Below are 18547 nucleotides of genomic sequence, written 5' to 3' on the forward strand. Positions count from 1 at the left end.
ACCCTTATGCACCCACACATGATCAAACTGCTGAGCCTCTCGGGTCTGACCCTCGGCCTGCTGGCGGCCAGCCAGGGCGTGCGCGCCGATGAAGTCAAAGCCCCCACGTTCACCGCCGAGCCGTGCTGCAGCCTGTGCCCGGCCGCCCATGACGCAAAGAACTACACCACGCGCTACCAGCAGAACTTCACCACCCTGGTGCAAGCCCAGGGCGACTGGCTGTTCCGTACCCAGGAAGATTTGCGCACCGAATTCGACACCAGCCCCGCCGGCTACAAACGCATGCAGCAACTGCACGATGCGTTCAAGGCCAAGGGCGTGGAGCTGGTGGTGGTCTATCAGCCGACCCGTGGCCTGGTGAACCGCAACAAGCTCAATCCCGAAGAAAAAGCCAAATTCGATTTCGACAAGGCGCTGGGCAACTACAAAACCATGCTCGGCCGCTTTGCCAAGATGGGTTATGTGGTGCCGGACCTGTCGCCACTGACCAATGAACAGTTGCCCGATGAACTGCCGGCCCACGACTTCTACTTCCGTGGTGACCAGCACTGGACGCCATACGGCGCCCAACGCACGGCAAAAATCGTCGGAGCCAAAGTGCGTGCCATGCCCGAGTTTGCCGATATTCCCAAGCGCGAGTTCGAAACCAAACGCTCCGGGCGCATGGGCAAGACCGGCACCCTGCACAACATGGCCGGGCAACTGTGCGGCACCAGCTACGCGATCCAATACATGGACCAGTTCACCACCGAGCCTAAAGGCGAAGCCGGTGACGGCGACCTGTTCGGCGATTCGGGGAACCCGCAGATCACCCTGGTGGGCACCAGCCACAGCGGCAAAAACTACAACTTCGCCGGCTTCCTGGAACAGGAAATCGGTGCCGACATCCTAAACGTTGCCTTCCCCGGCGGCGGCCTGGAAGGCTCGATGATCCAGTACCTGGGCAGCGACGAGTTCCAGAAGACGCCGCCGAAAATCCTTATCTGGGAATTCTCGCCGCTGTACCGCCTCGACCAGGAAACCATCTACCGCCAGATGATGGCGCTGCTCGACAACGGCTGCGAAGGCAAGCCTGCACAAATGAGCGCCAGCACCACGCTCAAACCCGGCAAGAACGAGTTGATGGTCAACAGCTCGAACAAAGACCTGCGCAACGCCAACCATCAGGTCGATATCCGCTTCGCCGACCCGTCGGTGAAAACCTTGCAAGCCACCCTCTGGTACATGAACGGGCGCCACGAGGACATCAAGATCGAGAAACCCGAAACATCCGATACAGACGGGCGTTTCGCCTTTGAACTGCGCACCGATGAAGACTGGGCCTCGCAGAACTTGCTGGCCGTGGAAGTGCAAGGCCCCGAAGCGGGCACTGCCGCGCAGAAAGTCGAAGCGAAAATTTGCACACGCAACGTGTTCTCGGCGGGTGGTCAACAGACCGCCCAGCTTGGGAAGTGAGGTTACTTATGCAGAAATTATTGATTCCAACGCTGCTGGGCCTGGCGATGTTCGCCGGTACAGTCAACGCCGCCGCACCACTGCGTCCACCCCAGGGCTATTTCGCCCCGGTGGAAGCGTTCAAGACCGGCGACTTCAAGAATGACTGCGACGCCATGCCGGCGCCGTACACCGGCTCGCTGCAATTTCGCAGCAAGTACGAAGGCTCGGACAAGGCCCGCGCCACCCTGAATGTGCAATCGGAAAAAGCCTTTCGTGACAGCACTGCCGACATCACCAAGCTGGAAAAAGACACCAGCAAACGCGTGATGCAGTTCATGCGCGACGGCCGCCCGGAGCAGCTGGAATGCACACTCAACTGGCTTACGAGCTGGGCCAAGGCGGATGCGTTGATGTCCAAGGACTTCAACCACACCGGCAAGTCCATGCGCAAATGGGCGCTGGGCAGCATGGCGTCAGCCTATGTGCGCCTGAAGTTCTCCGACTCGCACCCGCTGGCCAACCATCAGCAGGAATCGCAATTGATCGAGGCCTGGTTCAACAAGCTCGCCGATCAAGTCGTCAGCGACTGGGACAACCTGCCCCTGGATAAAACCAACAACCACTCCTACTGGGCCGCGTGGTCGGTGATGGCAACGTCCATCGCCACCAACCGTCGCGACCTGTTTGATTGGGCGGTGAAGGAATACAAGGTCGGCGCCAACCAGGTGGACGCCCAGGGCTTCTTGCCCAACGAACTGAAGCGCCAGCAACGCGCCCTGGCGTACCACAACTACGCGCTGCCGCCGCTGTCGATGATCGCCAGCTTTGCCCTGGTCAACGGTGTGGACCTGCGCCAGGAAAACAACGGCGCGCTCAAACGCCTGGGCGACAAGGTGCTGGCCGGGGTGAAAGACCCGGACATCTTCGAGCAGAAGAACGGCAAAGAGCAGGACATGAAGGATCTCAAGGAAGACATGAAATTTGCCTGGCTTGAGCCCTTCTGCACCCTCTACACCTGTGCGCCGGAGGTGATCGAGCGCAAGCACGGCATGCAGCCGTTCAAGACCTTCCGCCTCGGCGGTGACCTGACCAAGGTCTACGACCCGACGCACGAAAAAGGCAACAAAGGCAGCTGATATACAGCTGATCGTTCCCACGCTCCGCGTGGGAATGCAGCCAGGGACGCTCCGCGTCCCAAAAGCGGACGCAGAGCGTCCAGTGAGGCATTCCCACGCAGAGCGTGGGAACGATCACAACCTCCCGCGAAATCGTGGGGGGTTTGGGGGGGCCGTTGGCCCTTGACTGTTGGTTAAACATGGAGAGATCGGGATGGTTTTCTCGTCCAATGTGTTCCTGTTTTTGTTCTTGCCGATCTTTCTCGGCTTGTACTACTTGAGCGGGCAACGCTATCGCAATCTGCTGCTGCTGATTGCCAGCTACGTGTTCTACGCCTGGTGGCGAGTGGACTTCCTGGCGCTGTTCGCCGCCGTGACGCTGTGGAATTACTGGATCGGCCTCAAGGTCGGTGCCGCCGGCGTGCGCACCAAACCGGCCCAGCGCTGGCTGTTGCTCGGCGTGGCTGTCGACCTGTGCATCCTCGGCTACTTCAAGTACGCCAACTTCGGCGTCGACAGCATCAATGTGATGATGAAGTCGGCGGGGCTGGAGCCGTTTATCCTCACCCACGTGCTGTTGCCGATAGGGATCTCGTTCTACATCTTCGAGTCCATCAGCTACATCATCGACGTGTACCGCGGCGACACCCCGGCAACCCGCAACCTCATCGACTTTGCAGCGTTCGTGGCGATCTTCCCGCATCTGATTGCCGGCCCGGTGCTGCGTTTTCGCGACCTGGCCGACCAGTTCAACAACCGCACGCACACCCTCGACAAATTCTCCGAGGGCTGCACGCGGTTCATGCAGGGTTTCATCAAGAAAGTCTTTATCGCCGACACCCTGGCGGTGGTGGCCGACCATTGCTTCGCCCTGCAAAACCCGACTACAGGCGATGCCTGGCTCGGCGCGCTGGCCTATACCGCGCAGCTGTATTTCGACTTCTCCGGCTACAGCGACATGGCCATCGGTTTGGGCTTGATGATGGGTTTCCGCTTTATGGAGAACTTCAAACAGCCGTACATCAGCCAGTCGATCACCGAGTTCTGGCGGCGCTGGCACATCAGCCTGTCCACCTGGCTGCGTGACTACCTGTACATCACCCTGGGCGGCAACCGTAAAGGCACGCTGACCACCTACCGCAACCTGTTCCTGACCATGCTGCTCGGTGGCCTGTGGCACGGTGCGAACATCACCTACATCGTGTGGGGCGCCTGGCACGGCATGTGGCTGGCGATTGAAAAAGCCATCGGCCTGAATACCGCGCCACGCAGTTTCAACGTGGTGCGTTGGGCCTTTACCTTCCTGCTGGTAGTCATGGGCTGGGTGATCTTCCGCGCCGAAAACCTGCACGTTGCCGGGCGCATGTACGGCGCGATGTTCAGCTTTGGCGAATGGTCACTCTCAGAACTCAACCGCGCCAGCCTCACCGGCCTGCAAGTGGCGACGTTGGTGGTGGCCTACGCAACATTGGCGTTCTTTGGCCTGCGCGACTTCTACACCAATCGCCCTGCCGAGAAAGCCAAACCGGCTGACCCAAGCCTGATCAAGGCAGTACCCGGCGACAACCCAGGCAGCATCCACCAGCCCGGTTTCAGCGTAGGTCAGGACGCCGCCGTGCAACCGGCCTACTGGACCGCTGACTGGCCACGCTACGCCATGCGCGCCACCGTGCTGCTGCTGTTCGTGGCGTCGATTCTGAAACTGTCGGCGCAGAGTTTCTCGCCGTTCCTTTACTTCCAATTTTGAGGGAGCCGACCATGACCCGTTCATTTCGCGTCCTCTATATCACGCTGTTCCTGCTGGTGCTGCTGGCCTTGGGCGCCTGGTCGACGCGCAGCTTCTTCGGCTTCAGCACCAATGCCGACGCCACCGTGCTCAACGGCCGCTGGACCAAGGCCGTCGAGACCCACTACGACGACGAGTTCCCGATCAAGCGCCTGGGCACCAACCTCTGGGCGGCGCTGGACTACAAGCTGTTCAATGAAGGCCGCCCCGGCGTGGTGCTGGGCCGCGACCACTGGCTTTACAGCGATGAGGAATTCAACCCCATCGTCAACGAAGACCAGAACCTGCAAGGCAACTACGCGCTGGTCGAAGGCGTGCGCCAAAAACTCAAGGCCCAGGGCATCCAACTGGTGATGGCGATCGTGCCGGCCAAGGTGCGCCTGTACCCGGAACACCTGGGTGAAGTGAAACCGGCGAGCATTCACGCCAATCTGTATGAGGACTTCCACGCCCGTGTGGCGGCCGACAAGATCATTGCCCCTGACCTGCTTGGCCCGCTGCAACAGGCCAAGTTGGGCGGCACGCAAGTGTTCCTGCGCACCGACACCCACTGGACCCCGGACGGTGCGGAAATCGCTGCCAAACAGTTGGCCAGGACCATTGCCGACAAGACGCCGCTGAGCGGTGAGCCACAGCGCTTTGTCACCGAAGCCGAAAAAACCGAACCGCACAAAGGCGACCTGCGCCTGTTCCTGCCGCTGGACCCGCTGTTTGAAAACCTGATGCCACCGAAAGAGCCGCTGCAAAAACGCGTCACACACCTGGCGGAAAACAAAGGCGACGACGCCCTGTTTGCCGACAGTGAAACGCCAGTGGCCCTGGTGGGCACCAGCTACAGCGCCAACCCCAACTGGAACTTCGTCGGCGCCCTCAAGCAAGCCTTGCACAGCGACGTCATCAACTACTCCGAAGACGGCCACGGCCCGATCCTGCCGATGCTCAGCTATCTGAAAAGCGATGACTTCAAGAACAGCCCGCCGCAAGTGCTGATCTGGGAGTTTCCGGAACGTTATCTGCCCGTCAACAACGAAATCGGTGATGCCGACCCACAGTGGGTTGCGCAGCTTAAACAAGCCGGTTCGCGCCAACAGAACATGGCTTTGAACACTCAAAAATCCGAGACGCCCGACCGGGCGCAAAACTGAAAGAGAGGTAACTCACATGACTTTCACTACAACTCCTCGTCGTCTCGCTAAAACCCTGGCTATCGCAGCCGGCATGAGCTTCGTATCGATGTCCGCCTTCGCCGGGGGCGACGCCGCCCTGTATGGCCCGACGGCACCAAAAGGCTCCAGCTTCGTGCGTGTCTACAACGCGTCGAACCAGGAAGTCAGCGCTACTGTCGGCGCGACCAATTTGAGCGATGTGGCGCCGCTGGCCAGCAGTGACTTCAGCTTCATGCCCGGCGGCGACTACAGCGCCAAGGTCGGCAGCCAGACCGTACCGGTCAAGCTCGCGGCCGATCACTACTACACCCTGGTTAACAGCGGCAGCGGCCAGCCCCAACTGATCGAAGAGCCGCCGTTCAAGAACAAGCAAAAATCCCTGGTGCGTGTGCAGAACCTCAGCGACAAGGCCCTGACCCTGAAAACCGCCGACGGCAAGACCGATGTGGTCAAGTCGGTGGCCGCCAAGGGCCGTGGCGAGCGTGAGATCAACCCGGTGAAAGTGAGCCTGGCGTTGTACGACGGTGACAAGAAAGTCGGCGATGTGAAGCCGGTGGCTTTGGAACGTGGTGAAGCGGCGGTGCTGTATGTGACCGGCTCGGGTTCGAGCATTTCGCCAGTGTGGGTCAAGCGCCCCGTGTCGACCCGCTGATTAGTTTTCTGAACTGACACCGGCCCCTGTGGGAGCCGGGCTTGCCCGCGATGGCGGTGGTGAATCCAACACCGCCATCGCGGGCAAGCCAGCTCCCACACTGACCGAGGCAGTCCGTTCAGACCGAGACAAAAACAAGAGTGAAACGACAAACCTTCGTAGCTCTGACCCAATCGATTCAAGGAGAAACACCCATGATCCCAGTAATCCTTTCCGGTGGTAGCGGCTCACGTCTTTGGCCGCTTTCCCGCAAACAGTTCCCCAAGCAATTCCTGGCCCTCACCGGCGAACACACACTGTTCCAGCAAACCCTGGAGCGCCTGGTGTTCGAAGGCATGGACGCGCCGATCGTGGTCTGCAACAAGGACCACCGCTTTATCGTCAACGAGCAACTGAGTACGCGTAAGCTCGAATGCCAGCGCATCCTGATGGAGCCGTTCGGCCGCAACACCGCGCCGGCCGTGGCCCTGACTGCGATGATGCTGGTCAACGAAGGCCGCGACGAGTTGATGCTGGTGCTGCCCGCCGACCACGTGATCGACGACCAGAAAGCCCTGCAACGCGCCCTGGCCCTGGCCACTGTGGCGGCCGAGCGTGGCGAGATGGTGCTGTTCGGCGTCCCGGCGACCCGTCCGGAAACCGGTTACGGCTACATCAAGTCCAGCAACGATTCGCTGCTGCCCGAAGGCGTCAGCCGCGTGCAACAGTTCGTGGAAAAACCCGATGAAAAACGCGCCGTCGAGTTCGTCAAAAGCGGCGGTTACTTCTGGAACAGCGGCATGTTCCTGTTCCGCGCCAGCCGCTTCCTCGAAGAGCTGAAAAAACACGACCCGGACATCTACGACACCTGCGTGCTGACCCTGGAGCGCAGCGAGCAGGATGCCGACACCGTAACCTTCGACGAAGCCACTTTCGCCTGCTGCCCGGACAACTCCATCGACTACGCGGTAATGGAAAAAACCCAGCGCGCTTGCGTGGTGCCGCTGAGCGCCGGTTGGAGCGACGTGGGTTGCTGGGCCTCGTTGTGGGCGGTCAATGACAAAGACGTCAATGGCAACGTGAGCAAAGGCGATGTAGTGATCCAGGACAGCCGCAACTGCATGGTGCATGGCAACGGCAAACTGGTGTCGGTGATCGGCCTGGACAACATCGTGGTGGTGGAAACCAAGGACGCGATGATGATTGCCCACAAGGACAAGGTCCAGGGCGTCAAGCAGATGGTCAACACCCTCAACGAGCAAGGCCGCGGCGAAACCCAGAACCACTGCGAAGTCTACCGCCCGTGGGGCTCCTACGACTCGGTGGACATGGGCGGCCGCTTCCAGGTCAAGCACATCTCGGTCAAGCCGGGCGCGTGCCTGTCGCTGCAGATGCACCACCACCGTGCCGAACACTGGATCGTGGTCAGCGGCACCGCTGAAGTCACCTGTGACGAAAACGTGTTCCTGCTCTGCGAGAACCAGTCCACCTACATCCCGATCGCCTCGGTGCACCGCCTGCGCAACCCGGGCAAGATCCCGTTGGAGATTATTGAAGTGCAATCGGGCAGCTACCTGGGCGAAGACGATATCGAACGCTTTGAAGATATCTATGGGCGCTCCACCCCGGTCGAACGTGGCGTGTCGGTGAAAACTATCGCGCAGTAACACGGTCGTACAAGAAGCCCTCATCCAGCCCGTTGCGTCCCCTATCCGCAGCGGGCTGGGTGGGGGCTGCTCGTTCCCACGCTCCGCGTGGGAATGCCGCCTGGGACGCTCCGCGTCCCGACTCACGCCCGGTGCATGGGTGACGCAGAGCGTCACGGGATGCATTCCCACGCAGAGCGTGGGAACGATCGACAAAGCACCCCGCCAGCATTGACCCTTGCCCCCATCCTGCCTATCCTCGCGCCTGTCACGACTCATTCGTGATGAGGTTTGACGGCCTCGCAAACTCATAGGATCCCATTTTCATCAGGAGATCCATCATGTCCAAACAAACCACCCGCCCCACCCCCTTCGGCCCCAGCGACCGCAGTGAAGCCCCCCTTTTTTGCGTACAACCCGGCATTCCCATCGAACATGCACTGGAACATGCCAGCTATGTATTGGGCACCGCGCGCATGCTCACCTTGGCAGCTCAAGACCTGTGCACCGAACACCAGAGCTACCTGAACTGGGCCAGCCTGCAATTGGCTGAAACCGGACTGGCTTTGGTTGAGGCCTCAATCGAGGGCTTGCAGGCTGATTCTTCTGCTCAGTAAGTAAGTCTTCGCAGGCAAGCCAGCTCCCACAGGGGAATGCATTCCAACTGTGGGAGCTGGCTTGCCTGCGATGGCGTCCGTCCGCTCAACACTTATCTCAAGCTACCCAATCCCACCTACGCTTAAGTTAGGATGCTCGTTCCCTATTCGAGGTGGTCTCCATGTTCTTCGGCGTTCTCCTGATCATCACCTGGCTGATCCTGCTGCTGCGCTACCCCGCCAAGGCCTTGCCGGTATCGCTGGCCGCCGCCGTCGGCCTGGGTTTTGTGGCGATCTGGGTGGTGTGGCTGGACAGCCGCGAAGCCTCGCAACTGGCGCGCCTGGAACTGCGCATCAGCTACGCGCCGCAGGAATGCCCGGCCGACCGCCCCTTGAAACTGGTATTGATCAACGGCAACGACGTGCCGCTCACCGAGTTGCGTTGGCGTCTCGCGGCCTATGCGCCGGGTGACACGGTGAACCTGGCCGATAACGTTTATGCGGCCCCGCGCTATCGCGGCCCCGGCGAACTACAGGCCGGCGCCACCTGGGACGACTGCCTGCCCACGCCGCCGCTGCGCCCCGGCTACCGCCCGCAAACCCTGGAATTTCGCGCCGAGCACCTGCAAGGCAGTTTCTCGGACTGACAAAGGATTGATCCATGCCCAACGTACTCATCACCGGTTGTTCCAGTGGCATTGGCCGCGCCCTCGCTGACGCCTTCAAATCCGCCGGCTTTGACGTGTGGGCCAGCGCCCGCCGCGAAGCAGACGTCGCCAGCCTCGCTGCTGCCGGCTTCAATGCCGAGCTGCTGGACGTCAACGACAGCGCGGCCTTGCAGCGCCTGGCCGAACAACTCGGCGAACTGGATGTGTTGATCAACAATGCCGGCTATGGCGCCATGGGCCCGCTGCTCGACGGCGGCACCGATGCGATGCAGCGCCAGTTCGAGACCAATGTATTTTCCATCGTCGGCGTCACCCAGGCGCTGTTCCCCGCGCTGCGGCGCAGTAAAGGTTTGGTGGTGAATATCGGCAGCGTTTCGGGTGTGCTGGTCACGCCGTTTGCCGGTGCGTACTGCGCCTCGAAAGCGGCGGTGCATGCCTTGAGCGATGCATTGCGTATGGAACTGGCGCCGTTTGGCGTGAGCGTGCTGGAAGTGCAGCCGGGAGCCATCAACACAAGCTTCGCGAAAAACGCCGGCGCCCAGGCTGAACTTTTGATCAACGAAAAATCGCCATGGTGGCCGTTGCGCGAAGGTATTCGCGCGCGCTCCCAGGCCTCGCAGGGCAACCCGACTTCGGCCGAGCATTTTGCAGCGCAAGTGCTTAAGGCGGTGCAACAACCAACACCGCCACGGATGTTGCGGGCGGGCAATGGCAGCCGAGCGTTGCCGTTGATGGCGGCGTTGTTGCCAAAAGGATTGCTGGAGAAAGTCCTGAAGAAGCGCTTTGGACTCTCAGGCTCACTCTAACCCTTCATAAAATCAATAAACGCCCGCACCTTCAGCGGCAAATGCCGTGTATCCGGGTACATGGCATAAATGCCTTGCGGGGCAAAGCGATGGTCCGCCAATAACCGCACCAACCGCCCCGCCTCCAGATCGCCCTGCACCAGCCATTGCGGCAGCACCGCCACACCATGCCCACGCACGGCGAAGGCCTGGAGAACCGAGGCGCTGTCGGCCACCAGCGCAGCAGGGCCGGAACGGTATTGATGCTCGCCGCCGGCGGGGTCGGTCAGGCTCAGCTCCGTCAAGCGGCCATGGCCTAACCTGGGCACGCGCTCCAACGCCTCCAGGGTTTGCACCTGGGCAAACTCCGGCGCGGCTACGGCAAACACCTCATAGGTCGACAGCTGCACCGCCCGGTGATTGGAGTCGAGCAGTCGCCCCAGCCGAATCGCCACGTCAAAGCGTTCGGAGATCAAATCGGCATGGGTTGAGGATGTGGATAAGTGAATGTTCAAGTCCGGGTGCCGGCGCCGAAAAGCCTCTACCGCCGGGGCGACGACTGCCAGCGCGTATTCCACCGTGGTGGTGATGCGTAAGGTGCCTTTGAGCTGCGCATGTTCAGAGCGGGCTTCTTCCACCGCCAGCCGGGCTTCTTCGAGCATGCGCGTGCAACGCAGGTAAAAGCGCTCGCCGGCATCCGTCAACGCCAACTGGCGGGTGTTGCGGGTCAAAAGGGTCACGCCCAGTTCTGCCTCAAGTCGCTTGAGGTTGAAGCTGACCACGGCGCGGGTCTGGCCCAGGCGGTCGGCGGCGGCGGTGAGCGAGCCGGCCTCGACCACGGCTTTGAAGGTGTCGAATCGGTCCAGGCTGACCATAAGCCTCGCGCTCCTTTGTCAAAATATTTTTGACAAAGGAGCAGGCAAACCGGCGTATCCCAAACCCTGCATCACGCCTACCCTGCCCGCTTCACTCGCAGGATCGCGTTTATGACCTACCGCTCGAAAGTCGCCTGGATCTTTTTGCTGGGCTTTGCCCTGGACCTGGTGAACATGTTTGTCGCCACCGTCGCCTATCCGGATATCGCCCTGGAACTGCACGCCTCGGTGACGCAATTGGCCTGGGTCAGCAACGCCTACATGCTCGGGTTGACCGTGATCATTCCCTTCAGTGTGTGGCTGGCAGCCCTGTTGGGCGAACGCAACCTGATCGCCGTCAGCCTGTTGCTGTTCGCCGGTGCCTCGGTGATGGTTGGCCAAGCTGGTTCGATTGAAGGGTTGATCGGTTGGCGGTTGCTGCAAGGTTTGGGCGGCGGCTTGCTGATCCCGGTGGGGCAGGCCTTGGCGTATCGGCATTTTCCGCCCGCAGAACGCAGCCAGCTCACCGCGCGGGTGATGTCGGTGGCATTGCTGGTGCCAGCCTTGTCTCCGGCGTTAGGGGGATTGATCGTCGACAGCGTGTCCTGGCGCTGGATCTTCTACGCCAACCTGCCGCTGGCGTTGACCACCCTATTGCTGGCACTGCTGTGGATAAAACCTGACGTCCCTGTAACGGTGCGCCCGGCCCTGGATGTAGGCAGCATTTTCAAACAGGCCCGCAGCCCGATGCTGCGCGTGGCGATGCTGGTGTACCTGTGCATCCCTGGCGTATTTATCGGTACCAGCATGATCGCCATCCTCTACCTGCGCGGCCTGGGCTATGACGCCACACAGACCGGTGCGCTGATGCTGCCGTGGGCAGTGGCGTCGGCGCTGGCGATTTACTTGAGTAAAAAACTGTTCAACCGTTGCGGTCCAAAACCGTTGTTGCTGGTGGGCATGGCTCTGCAATGCATTGGCATCCTGCTGTTGAACCAGCCAACCTGGGTGATTCCCGCCTACGCATTGATGGGCGTGGGCGGCAGCCTGTGCAGCAGCACAGCGCAGACGCTGGCGTTTATCGACATTGGCGCCGAGCGCATGGGCCACGCCAGCGCCCTGTGGAACATCAACCGGCAGGTGAGTTTTTGCCTGGGCGCGGCGGCACTCAGCGCGCTGTTGTCGGCCTTGGATTCCTTCGCCATAACCTTCACGATAGCCGCAGCCCTGACACTGCTGCCCCTTTTTGCCGTGTTGCGCCTGGATGCTTCCAGAGTACGGACACTGCTTCACACAGCCAGCGAGCCACAGCAATGATTGATTACAGCGATTTTTTTGAAGAAGTCATCCAGACCCACGTCGAGATCGAACAATGGTTTGCCGGGGTTGCGCCAGAAGGCACGCTGGAAACCTTGCTTGCGCGCTTTTCACCCGAATTCAGCATGGTCGCACCCGCCACGGGCACGAGAGTGAATGCAGCCGGGGTTAAAGCGTTGTTCACGCGCCTGGGCGGTATGCGCCCGGGGCTGAAGATCACCTTGAGCGAAATGGCCGGGATCGACCGGCACGCGCGCGGCGCTACGGTGACATACCGTGAGCATCAGGTGGATGACAGCGGCACTCAGACCGACCGCCGCGCCACCGTGGTGTTCGAGAAACAGGCGAGTGGCGCGCTGCTGTGGCGCCATCTGCATGAAACTTTCATCAAGGCATAACACAGCCAAAACTGTGGGAGCTGGCTTGCCTGCGATGGCGGTGGGTCAGCTGAAAACAGGTCAACTGACAGCCCGCTATCGCAGGCAAGCCAGCTCCCACAGTTAGTTCTGTGTCGGGTTGACGATGACGGTGCAAGTGATGCCAGCCGCCAGCAGCACGCCTTCGGGCACTTCATCAATATGAATCCGCACCGGCACCCGCTGGGCCAGGCGCACCCAGTTGAAGGTCGGGTTCACATCGGCGATCAGCTCACGGCTCTCGGGGTTATCACGGTCGTAGATACCCCGCGAGATGCTTTCCACGTGGCCCTTGAGCGTCTCGCCGCTCATCAGTTGCATATCGGCTTTGTCGCCGACTTTGACGTGCGGCAGCTTGGTCTCCTCGAAGAAGCCGTAGACCCAGAACGAGTTCATATCCACCACGGCCATTTTCGCCTCGCCGATTCGCGCGTAGTCGCCGCGATGCACATTGAGGTTGGTGACGTAGCCGTCCACTGCTGCCACCACTTGCGTGCGTTTCAAGTTCAGCTCGGCGGCTTCCAGCTGCGCCAGCGCGTGCTGGTAATCGGCCAGGGCCGAGTCGGCGATGTTGCTGGCGTCGTCGCGGTTTTCCCTGGAGATCACCAGCGCATCCAGGTCGGCACGGCGATGGGCGTTGACCTTGCGCATCTCCCAGGTGGCTTTGCGTGAAGCCACCAGCGACTGCGCCTGCTTGACTGCGATGCGGTAGTGCTCAGGGTCGATCTGCATCAACAAGTCGCCCTTTTTCACCAACTGGTTATCGCGCACCGGCACGTCGACCACTTCACCCGTGACGTCCGCCGCCACATTGATAATGTCGGCGCGCACGCGGCCGTCGCGGGTCCAGGGCGTTTGCATGTAATGCACCCACAGCGTGCGGCCAATCCAGATCGCCAAAGCCAGTACCAGCAAGGTCGCGAGCAGGCTGAAAAACTTTTTCATCGGGGCATTCTCAACGGTAGACGCTCAGCGCCAAGGCGCCGAACAGGCAAACGAACAGGCTCAGGCGCAACAACGCCGGGTGCCAGAAAAAACGGTACAGGTCGAACCCGGCCAGGAAGCGGTCCAGCGCCCAGGCCAGCACGGCCGCAATCAAAAACATCAGGGTCATGGTCGGCATATACAGGCCGTGGAACGCGATTTCACGGGGCATGCGGGGCTCCTTTCAGGGCCGCCAGTGGCGATTGCGGGTCGAGCAACGAGGTGCGGATAAAGTGCAGGTAGCTTTTGACCCGGCGCAGGGCCGAGGTGTCGAAGTGCGGGGCGAAGGGTTCGTCGGTGGCCTGCACGCGGCTGATCGCGTGGTCGACGGCGACCAGGCCACGCTCCAGGTTGCTTGCGCTGGGTTGCAGGAACAAGCGCACCAGTGAGCGGCCCATCACGCGGATCGCCTGGCGCCACGGCTGGGATTCGGCATACGCCGGGTGCACCGGCAAGATCGCCTGTTCCTTGCGCAGCTCGATGATTGCGTGGCCGACCTCCAGCACCACGAACATCCAGCGCAGCAAATCACGCTGCACGTGCGGTTGGCCGGCGGCGAGGCCGTAGGCCTGGTGCAGCAAATCGCGGGTGCGGCTTTCAAAACTCGAGGCCAGGCCCTTGAGCTTGCCGCTGATCGCGTACACCACTTGCTCGCGCAGGTCCTGCTCCAAGCGGCGCCACAACCAGCGGCTGTTGGGCGGCAGGATAATCGCCCCCGCCGCCGCGCACACCAGCATGCCGATGATCATGGCGATGTAGTCGTTGATAAAGGTATAGGGGTTGTAGACCGTGAGGTTGTCCGGCACCGAGCCAGTGCTGAAGAAAATCAACAGGCCGACGCCCACACCGGCATATTGCGGGCGTGAGGCCAGGAACGCGCCGAAGATGATCACCGGCGCGAGCATCACGCACAGCAGCGGGAAGCCGTCGATCCAGGGAAACACGAAGAACATTTCGACAAAACCCACCAACGCGCCGATCAAGGTGCCGCAGGCCATTTGGAACGCCATGCGCTTGGGGTTGGGCGTGGCGGCGGACAGGCCGACCGTAGCGGCGGCAATCAGGGTCATGGTTGCGCCGCTGGGCCAGGCGGTGGCCACCCAGTAACTGCCCAGCACGATCAGAATGAACGACGCACGAATTCCCGAAGCCGCGCAGGCCAGCCAGTTGGTCTTGGGGATAAAGGTCTCGTTCCACTGTTCGCGTTCATGGCTGTGGTCGGCCAGGGATGCGTGGGTCAGCGCGTAGTTGTGCAAGTCATCGACAAAGCGATAAAGCAGCTCATAGGCGGTATGAAAATCCAGCTGCTCGGCTTCGCTCGGGTTGCCCTCTTGAAAGGCCGCACGCAGAGCACGCACCTTGGCGGGCAGGCCGTCCTTGTAGGCGCTGAGCTGGTTGACCAGCCGTGCGGCGTCGGGGCTGGTAAGTGCCCGGCCGGAGAAGCCGTCGAGCACTTCGGCAAGGTCCTGCAGGCCAGGCTTGATAGCCGCAACCACGTGATCGGCCGCATCGGTACGCAACCGTTCGAGCAACTGGTGCAGGGCGTTGAAACGCGTGGTGATGCTCATGAATTCGCTGTTGAGGCGGCTGAGCCGACCATTGCGCCGACGCATGTGCGGGTCTTCGAACACGGTGACACTGCGCAGCCCTTCCAGGCCCACCGCTTCAGCGATAAAGCGCACGTTGCTGGCCTCGAAACCTTCACGCTGGCTGCGCCCACGCAGGCCATCGGTGACGAACAGCGCAAATACGCCAAAACGCTGATACAAGGCGTTGCGCATCGCCGCGCTGGAGGTTTGCGGCAGGATCGCGGCGCTGACCACGGTGGAGCAGATAATCCCCAGGGAAATTTCCAGCACGCGCCATACCGCCGCCATAAACGCGCCGTCCGGGTTCGCCAGCGCCGGTAAACCAACCATCGCCGCCGTATAGCCGGCCAGCACAAACCCGTAGGCGCGAAAGTTGCGATTACGCGTGGCACCCGCGGTGCAGATACCCACCCAGATCGCCAACGCGCCAAGAAACAACTCGGTGTTCTGCGCAAACAAGGCAATCAACAAGACCATCACCGCCGAGCCCGCCAAGGTGCCGAGGAAGCGATAGAAACTCTTGGCAAACACCTGGCCGCTCTGCGGTTGCATCACGATAAACACGGTGATCATCGCCGTGCGCGGTTGCGGCAACTCCAGGCGCATGGCCAGCCACAACGTCAGGAACGCAGCGATCAGCACCTTGAAGATATACACCCAGGTCACGCCGTCGCTGCGTGCCCAGTCGAAAAAACCACGGCGCCACTCAAGAGAGTGCAACCAGCGCAGCGGTGCAGGCAAGGGAGTCATTACAGTCTACTCAGTGATCGAACACGGCGAGCGCCGCCGGGGTTTTGCTCGGAAGTGTCTTGGCGTCCTGTGGTACGTCGTTGCCGGCGCCGAGCCCGCCACCCAATGCCGTAACCAGCTCGGCATGGGCACTCAGGCGCGCGGCCTGCACCTGTTGCTCGACCTGTTGCTGGCGGAACAACAAGGTCTGGGCGTTGAGCACATTGAGGTAATCGGTGAGGCCGCGCTGGTAAGCGATCATGGCGATGTCGTAGGTTTTCTGCGCCGAGGCCACCGACTGCGCGGCAAAGTCGGCTTGCTTGTCCATGGATTCGCGGCGGATCAACTGGTCGCTGATGCCCTTGAGCGCATTGACCAGCGTCTGGTTGTACTTGGCCACGGCGAGGTCATACCCGGCGCTGGCTTCGCCCAACTGCCCGCGCAAACGGCCGCCGTCGAAGATCGGCAAGCTGATCGCCGGGCCGACGGTGTAGTTGAATTTCTGCCCGCTGAGAAACCCCAGCATCGTACCGCCGGTGGCCACATAGCCGAGGCTGCCGACCAGGTCGACATTGGGGTAGAAACCGGCGTGCGCCACATCGATGCCGCGCGCCTGGGCGGCGACCTGCCAGCGGCTGGCGACCACGTCCGGGCGTTGGCCGAGCAATTGCGCGGGCAGGCTTGAGGGCAGCTTCAGCGGCGCAGCCAGGGACAAACTCGGGCGTTGCAGTTGCGCGCCTTCGCCTGGGCCTTTGCCGGCCAATGCCGCGAGTTGGTTACGGCTCAGGGCGATTTCTTCGTCGAGGGCGTCGAGCTGGCGATGGGTTTCCGGCAGCGGCGTTTCGGCCTGGCTCACGTCGAAATGCGTGCCGATCCCGGCGTTCAGGCGTTTGTTGGCCAGGTCGAGAATCTGCTGTTGCTGGGCCAGGGTGGCGGCGACGATATCGCGGTTGGCGAAGTGCAACGACAGCTGGATATAGGCGCGTACCACATTGTTCTGCAATTCGAGCTGGGCCTGGCGCGCTTCGGCGGCGCTCATGTGCGCCAGGTCGACGGCGCGTTCGCTGGCATTGCTTTCACGGCCCCACAGGTCGAGGGCGTAGCTCAGGCCCAGGGACGAAGTGTTGTCCCAGGTATTGGCACCGCTCAACGCGCCCGGCCCGTAGAACTGATCTTTCGGCCAGCTGTGGCGCTTGAGGGTGGTGTCACTGTTGATCTGCAACGACTCGGCCGACTCGGCAATCCCGGCCATGGCACGCGCTTCCCGCACCCGCGCGGCGGCCATGGCCATGCTCGGGCTGTTTTGCGTGGCGAGGTCGACCCAGCGGTTGAGTTGCGTGTCGCCATAGGCTTGCCACCATTGGGTGGTGGGCCAATGGGCGTCCTGCGCGGCGCTCTGGATGGCGGCGTCGGTGGCCAGGGTATTGGCGTTGAGGGCCTGGCCTTGGGGGGCGATTCCCCCGGTTCCGATGCAGCCGCTGATTGCTAACGATAAGGCCAAAACACTGAGAGCCTTAAGCTCTCTGCTGATGCGACGCGGCACGGCGAACGAATTCCTGAGGTGGTGAGGCGGGGAAGGTGGCGCAATTCTAGGGGGCGCCATGGGGAACGATAAGCTGGCATTCCTGTGAATCTTTGTTACCGTTCAGGCGATAATCCGTTGGTAGGGATCACTGGACGGCGTAACTTTCTGTCACAATTTGCTATCTCCCTTGAGAACACTCCATGGACACTTTGCAAAATATGCGCGCCTTCAGTTGCGTGGCCGAGGCCGGCAGCTTCACCGCCGCCGCCGTGCAACTGGACACCACCACCGCCAACGTCTCGCGCGCGGTCTCCAACCTTGAGGCCCATCTGCAAACCCGCTTGCTCAATCGCACCACTCGCCGCATCGCGCTGACCGAGGCCGGCAAGCGCTATTTGCTGCGTTGCGAGCAGATTCTTGCTTATGTCGAGGAAGCCGAGGCGGAAGCCAGCGACGCCCACGCGCGCCCCGCCGGGCAGTTGAAAGTGCACACCATGACCGGCATCGGCCAGCATTTCGTGATTGATGCCATTGCCCGTTACCGGCGCACCCACCCCGACGTGACCTTCGACCTGACCCTGGCCAACCGCGTGCCGGACCTGCTCGACGAGGGTTACGACGTCTCGATCGTGCTGGCCAGCGAGCTGCCGGACTCGGGTTTTGTGTCCCAGCGCCTGGGCATCACCTACAGCATCGCCTGTGCCTCGCCGGATTACGTCAAGGCCAAAGGCTGCGCGCAGCGGCCTCAGGACTTGCTCAACCACGCCTGCCTGCGCCTGGTCAGCCCGGTGGTGCAGCTGGATAAATGGACTTTCAATGGCCCCGAAGGCCAGGAAAGCGTGGCGATCAACACCTCGCCGTTCCTGGTCAACTCGGCCGATGCGATGAAAACCGCGATCACCAGCGGCATGGGCGTCGGCCTGCTGCCGGTGTATGCGGCTATTGAAGGTTTGCGCAACGGCTCGCTGGTCCGGGTGATGCCCACCTATCGCTCGCAGGAACTGAACCTGTACGCCATCTACCCGTCGCGTCAGTACCTGGATGCGAAGATCAAGACCTGGGTGGAATACCTGAGAGGGTCGTTGCCGGAGATTCTGGCGGCGCATCAGGCAGAGTTGGTGGCGTACGAGTTGAGCGGCAGCCTCGGCGGCACGCGCCTGGCGAACTGATTTTGGAAAACGGCCCCACAAACACCATCCATTTACTGTGGGAGCTGGCTTGCCTGCGATAGCATCGCCTTGGTACTGCTGATACACCGAGGCGCCAGCATCGCAGGCAAGCCAGCTCCCACATTTTGAGCGGA

General features: G+C 61.5%; 17 protein-coding genes. 12 read left to right on the forward strand and 5 right to left on the reverse strand.

Going from position 1 to position 18547, the window contains the following annotated elements; genetic code table 11:
• Nucleotides 1-6: 6 nt before the first annotated feature.
• The 9 genes from AOA59_RS04620 (at nt 7) to AOA59_RS04665 (ending at nt 9851) form a co-directional block, all read left to right on the forward strand.
• Nucleotides 7-1455 (forward strand): alginate O-acetyltransferase, encoded by a 1449-nt coding sequence (locus AOA59_RS04620; RefSeq protein ID WP_099486318.1) that lies wholly within the window; start codon nt 7-9, stop codon nt 1453-1455.
• A gap of 8 nt (nt 1456-1463) precedes the next feature.
• Complete coding sequence (locus AOA59_RS04625) at nt 1464-2573, forward strand: mannuronate-specific alginate lyase (RefSeq protein WP_056858951.1); 1110 nt, start codon at nt 1464-1466, stop codon at nt 2571-2573.
• A 193-nt stretch (nt 2574-2766) separates the two neighbouring features.
• Nucleotides 2767-4299: an MBOAT family protein gene (locus AOA59_RS04635; protein WP_069786114.1), complete on the forward strand. Its 1533-nt coding sequence runs from the start codon at nt 2767-2769 to the stop codon at nt 4297-4299.
• A gap of 11 nt (nt 4300-4310) precedes the next feature.
• Nucleotides 4311-5483, forward strand: a complete 1173-nt coding sequence (locus AOA59_RS04640) for an alginate O-acetyltransferase (protein ID WP_099486152.1) — start codon at nt 4311-4313, stop codon at nt 5481-5483.
• A 16-nt stretch (nt 5484-5499) separates the two neighbouring features.
• Nucleotides 5500-6156 (forward strand): alginate O-acetyltransferase AlgF, encoded by a 657-nt coding sequence (locus tag AOA59_RS04645; RefSeq protein ID WP_016974208.1) that lies wholly within the window; start codon nt 5500-5502, stop codon nt 6154-6156.
• A 194-nt stretch (nt 6157-6350) separates the two neighbouring features.
• Nucleotides 6351-7802 (forward strand): mannose-1-phosphate guanylyltransferase/mannose-6-phosphate isomerase, encoded by a 1452-nt coding sequence (locus AOA59_RS04650; RefSeq protein WP_099486155.1) that lies wholly within the window; start codon nt 6351-6353, stop codon nt 7800-7802.
• Between the two features lie 320 nt (nt 7803-8122).
• Nucleotides 8123-8398, forward strand: a complete 276-nt coding sequence (locus AOA59_RS04655; protein WP_099486157.1) for a DUF3077 domain-containing protein — start codon at nt 8123-8125, stop codon at nt 8396-8398.
• Nucleotides 8399-8559: 161 nt separating this feature from the next.
• The gene (locus AOA59_RS04660; protein ID WP_069786112.1) at nt 8560-9024 is read left to right on the forward strand and encodes a multidrug transporter; all 465 of its coding nucleotides are present in this window, start codon (nt 8560-8562) and stop codon (nt 9022-9024) included.
• A gap of 14 nt (nt 9025-9038) precedes the next feature.
• Nucleotides 9039-9851, forward strand: coding sequence for an SDR family oxidoreductase (locus AOA59_RS04665; protein ID WP_099486159.1), 813 nt, complete (start codon nt 9039-9041; stop codon nt 9849-9851).
• Here AOA59_RS04665 and AOA59_RS04670 read toward each other — a convergent pair.
• The gene (locus AOA59_RS04670; protein WP_099486161.1) at nt 9848-10705 is read right to left on the reverse strand and encodes a LysR family transcriptional regulator; all 858 of its coding nucleotides are present in this window, start codon (nt 10703-10705) and stop codon (nt 9848-9850) included. The genes AOA59_RS04665 and AOA59_RS04670 overlap by 4 nt on opposite strands.
• A gap of 111 nt (nt 10706-10816) precedes the next feature.
• Here AOA59_RS04670 and AOA59_RS04675 point away from each other — a divergent pair, with 111 nt between their 5' ends.
• Complete coding sequence (locus AOA59_RS04675) at nt 10817-12001, forward strand: MFS transporter (protein WP_099486164.1); 1185 nt, start codon at nt 10817-10819, stop codon at nt 11999-12001.
• On the forward strand, nt 11998-12399 hold the full coding sequence (locus AOA59_RS04680) for a DUF4440 domain-containing protein (protein ID WP_083360060.1): 402 nt from the start codon (nt 11998-12000) through the stop codon (nt 12397-12399). Before AOA59_RS04675 ends, AOA59_RS04680 begins: the two co-directional genes overlap by 4 nt.
• Before the next feature lie 102 nt (nt 12400-12501).
• Here the strand turns inward: AOA59_RS04680 and AOA59_RS04690 are convergent, their stop codons facing one another.
• The 4 genes from AOA59_RS04690 to AOA59_RS04705 are packed head-to-tail and all read right to left on the reverse strand — an operon-like array spanning nt 12502 to nt 17262.
• Complete coding sequence (locus AOA59_RS04690) at nt 12502-13362, reverse strand: HlyD family secretion protein (RefSeq protein WP_099486168.1); 861 nt, start codon at nt 13360-13362, stop codon at nt 12502-12504.
• 10 nt (nt 13363-13372) lie between these two features.
• Nucleotides 13373-13573: a DUF1656 domain-containing protein gene (locus AOA59_RS04695; RefSeq protein ID WP_003171907.1), complete on the reverse strand. Its 201-nt coding sequence runs from the start codon at nt 13571-13573 to the stop codon at nt 13373-13375.
• A complete protein-coding gene (locus AOA59_RS04700) occupies nt 13563-15740 on the reverse strand; it encodes an FUSC family protein (protein WP_099486170.1) in 2178 nt (725 codons plus the stop codon). The genes AOA59_RS04695 and AOA59_RS04700 overlap by 11 nt, the downstream gene beginning before the upstream one ends.
• 10 nt (nt 15741-15750) lie before the next feature.
• Nucleotides 15751-17262 carry an efflux transporter outer membrane subunit gene (locus AOA59_RS04705; protein WP_099486172.1) on the reverse strand — a complete coding sequence of 504 codons (1512 nt, stop codon included), beginning with the start codon at nt 17260-17262 and terminating at the stop codon, nt 15751-15753.
• Between the two features lie 182 nt (nt 17263-17444).
• On the opposite strand from AOA59_RS04705, the gene AOA59_RS04710 reads away from it, so the two are divergent.
• On the forward strand, nt 17445-18413 hold the full coding sequence (locus AOA59_RS04710) for a LysR family transcriptional regulator (protein ID WP_058419353.1): 969 nt from the start codon (nt 17445-17447) through the stop codon (nt 18411-18413).
• Nucleotides 18414-18547: the final 134 nt, after the last annotated feature.

This window comes from Pseudomonas sp. 2822-15, from assembly GCF_002742515.1.
GTDB classification, from domain to species: domain Bacteria; phylum Pseudomonadota; class Gammaproteobacteria; order Pseudomonadales; family Pseudomonadaceae; genus Aquipseudomonas; species Aquipseudomonas salomonii.

What these genes read in the sequence shown, in the direction of transcription:
- AOA59_RS04620 (WP_099486318.1), top strand. Translation starts at nt 7, where the DNA reads ATGCACCCACACATGATCAAACTGCTGAGCCTCTCGGGTCTGACCCTC.
- AOA59_RS04635 (WP_069786114.1), top strand. Translation starts at nt 2,767, where the DNA reads ATGGTTTTCTCGTCCAATGTGTTCCTGTTTTTGTTCTTGCCGATCTTT.
- AOA59_RS04660 (WP_069786112.1), top strand. Translation starts at nt 8,560, where the DNA reads ATGTTCTTCGGCGTTCTCCTGATCATCACCTGGCTGATCCTGCTGCTG.
- AOA59_RS04690 (WP_099486168.1), bottom strand. Translation starts at nt 13,362, where the DNA reads ATGAAAAAGTTTTTCAGCCTGCTCGCGACCTTGCTGGTACTGGCTTTG.
- AOA59_RS04670 (WP_099486161.1), bottom strand. Translation starts at nt 10,705, where the DNA reads ATGGTCAGCCTGGACCGATTCGACACCTTCAAAGCCGTGGTCGAGGCC.
- AOA59_RS04675 (WP_099486164.1), top strand. Translation starts at nt 10,817, where the DNA reads ATGACCTACCGCTCGAAAGTCGCCTGGATCTTTTTGCTGGGCTTTGCC.
- AOA59_RS04710 (WP_058419353.1), top strand. Translation starts at nt 17,445, where the DNA reads ATGGACACTTTGCAAAATATGCGCGCCTTCAGTTGCGTGGCCGAGGCC.
- AOA59_RS04680 (WP_083360060.1), top strand. Translation starts at nt 11,998, where the DNA reads ATGATTGATTACAGCGATTTTTTTGAAGAAGTCATCCAGACCCACGTC.
- AOA59_RS04655 (WP_099486157.1), top strand. Translation starts at nt 8,123, where the DNA reads ATGTCCAAACAAACCACCCGCCCCACCCCCTTCGGCCCCAGCGACCGC.
- AOA59_RS04640 (WP_099486152.1), top strand. Translation starts at nt 4,311, where the DNA reads ATGACCCGTTCATTTCGCGTCCTCTATATCACGCTGTTCCTGCTGGTG.
- AOA59_RS04645 (WP_016974208.1), top strand. Translation starts at nt 5,500, where the DNA reads ATGACTTTCACTACAACTCCTCGTCGTCTCGCTAAAACCCTGGCTATC.
- AOA59_RS04700 (WP_099486170.1), bottom strand. Translation starts at nt 15,740, where the DNA reads ATGACTCCCTTGCCTGCACCGCTGCGCTGGTTGCACTCTCTTGAGTGG.
- AOA59_RS04625 (WP_056858951.1), top strand. Translation starts at nt 1,464, where the DNA reads ATGCAGAAATTATTGATTCCAACGCTGCTGGGCCTGGCGATGTTCGCC.
- AOA59_RS04650 (WP_099486155.1), top strand. Translation starts at nt 6,351, where the DNA reads ATGATCCCAGTAATCCTTTCCGGTGGTAGCGGCTCACGTCTTTGGCCG.
- AOA59_RS04665 (WP_099486159.1), top strand. Translation starts at nt 9,039, where the DNA reads ATGCCCAACGTACTCATCACCGGTTGTTCCAGTGGCATTGGCCGCGCC.
- AOA59_RS04695 (WP_003171907.1), bottom strand. Translation starts at nt 13,573, where the DNA reads ATGCCCCGTGAAATCGCGTTCCACGGCCTGTATATGCCGACCATGACC.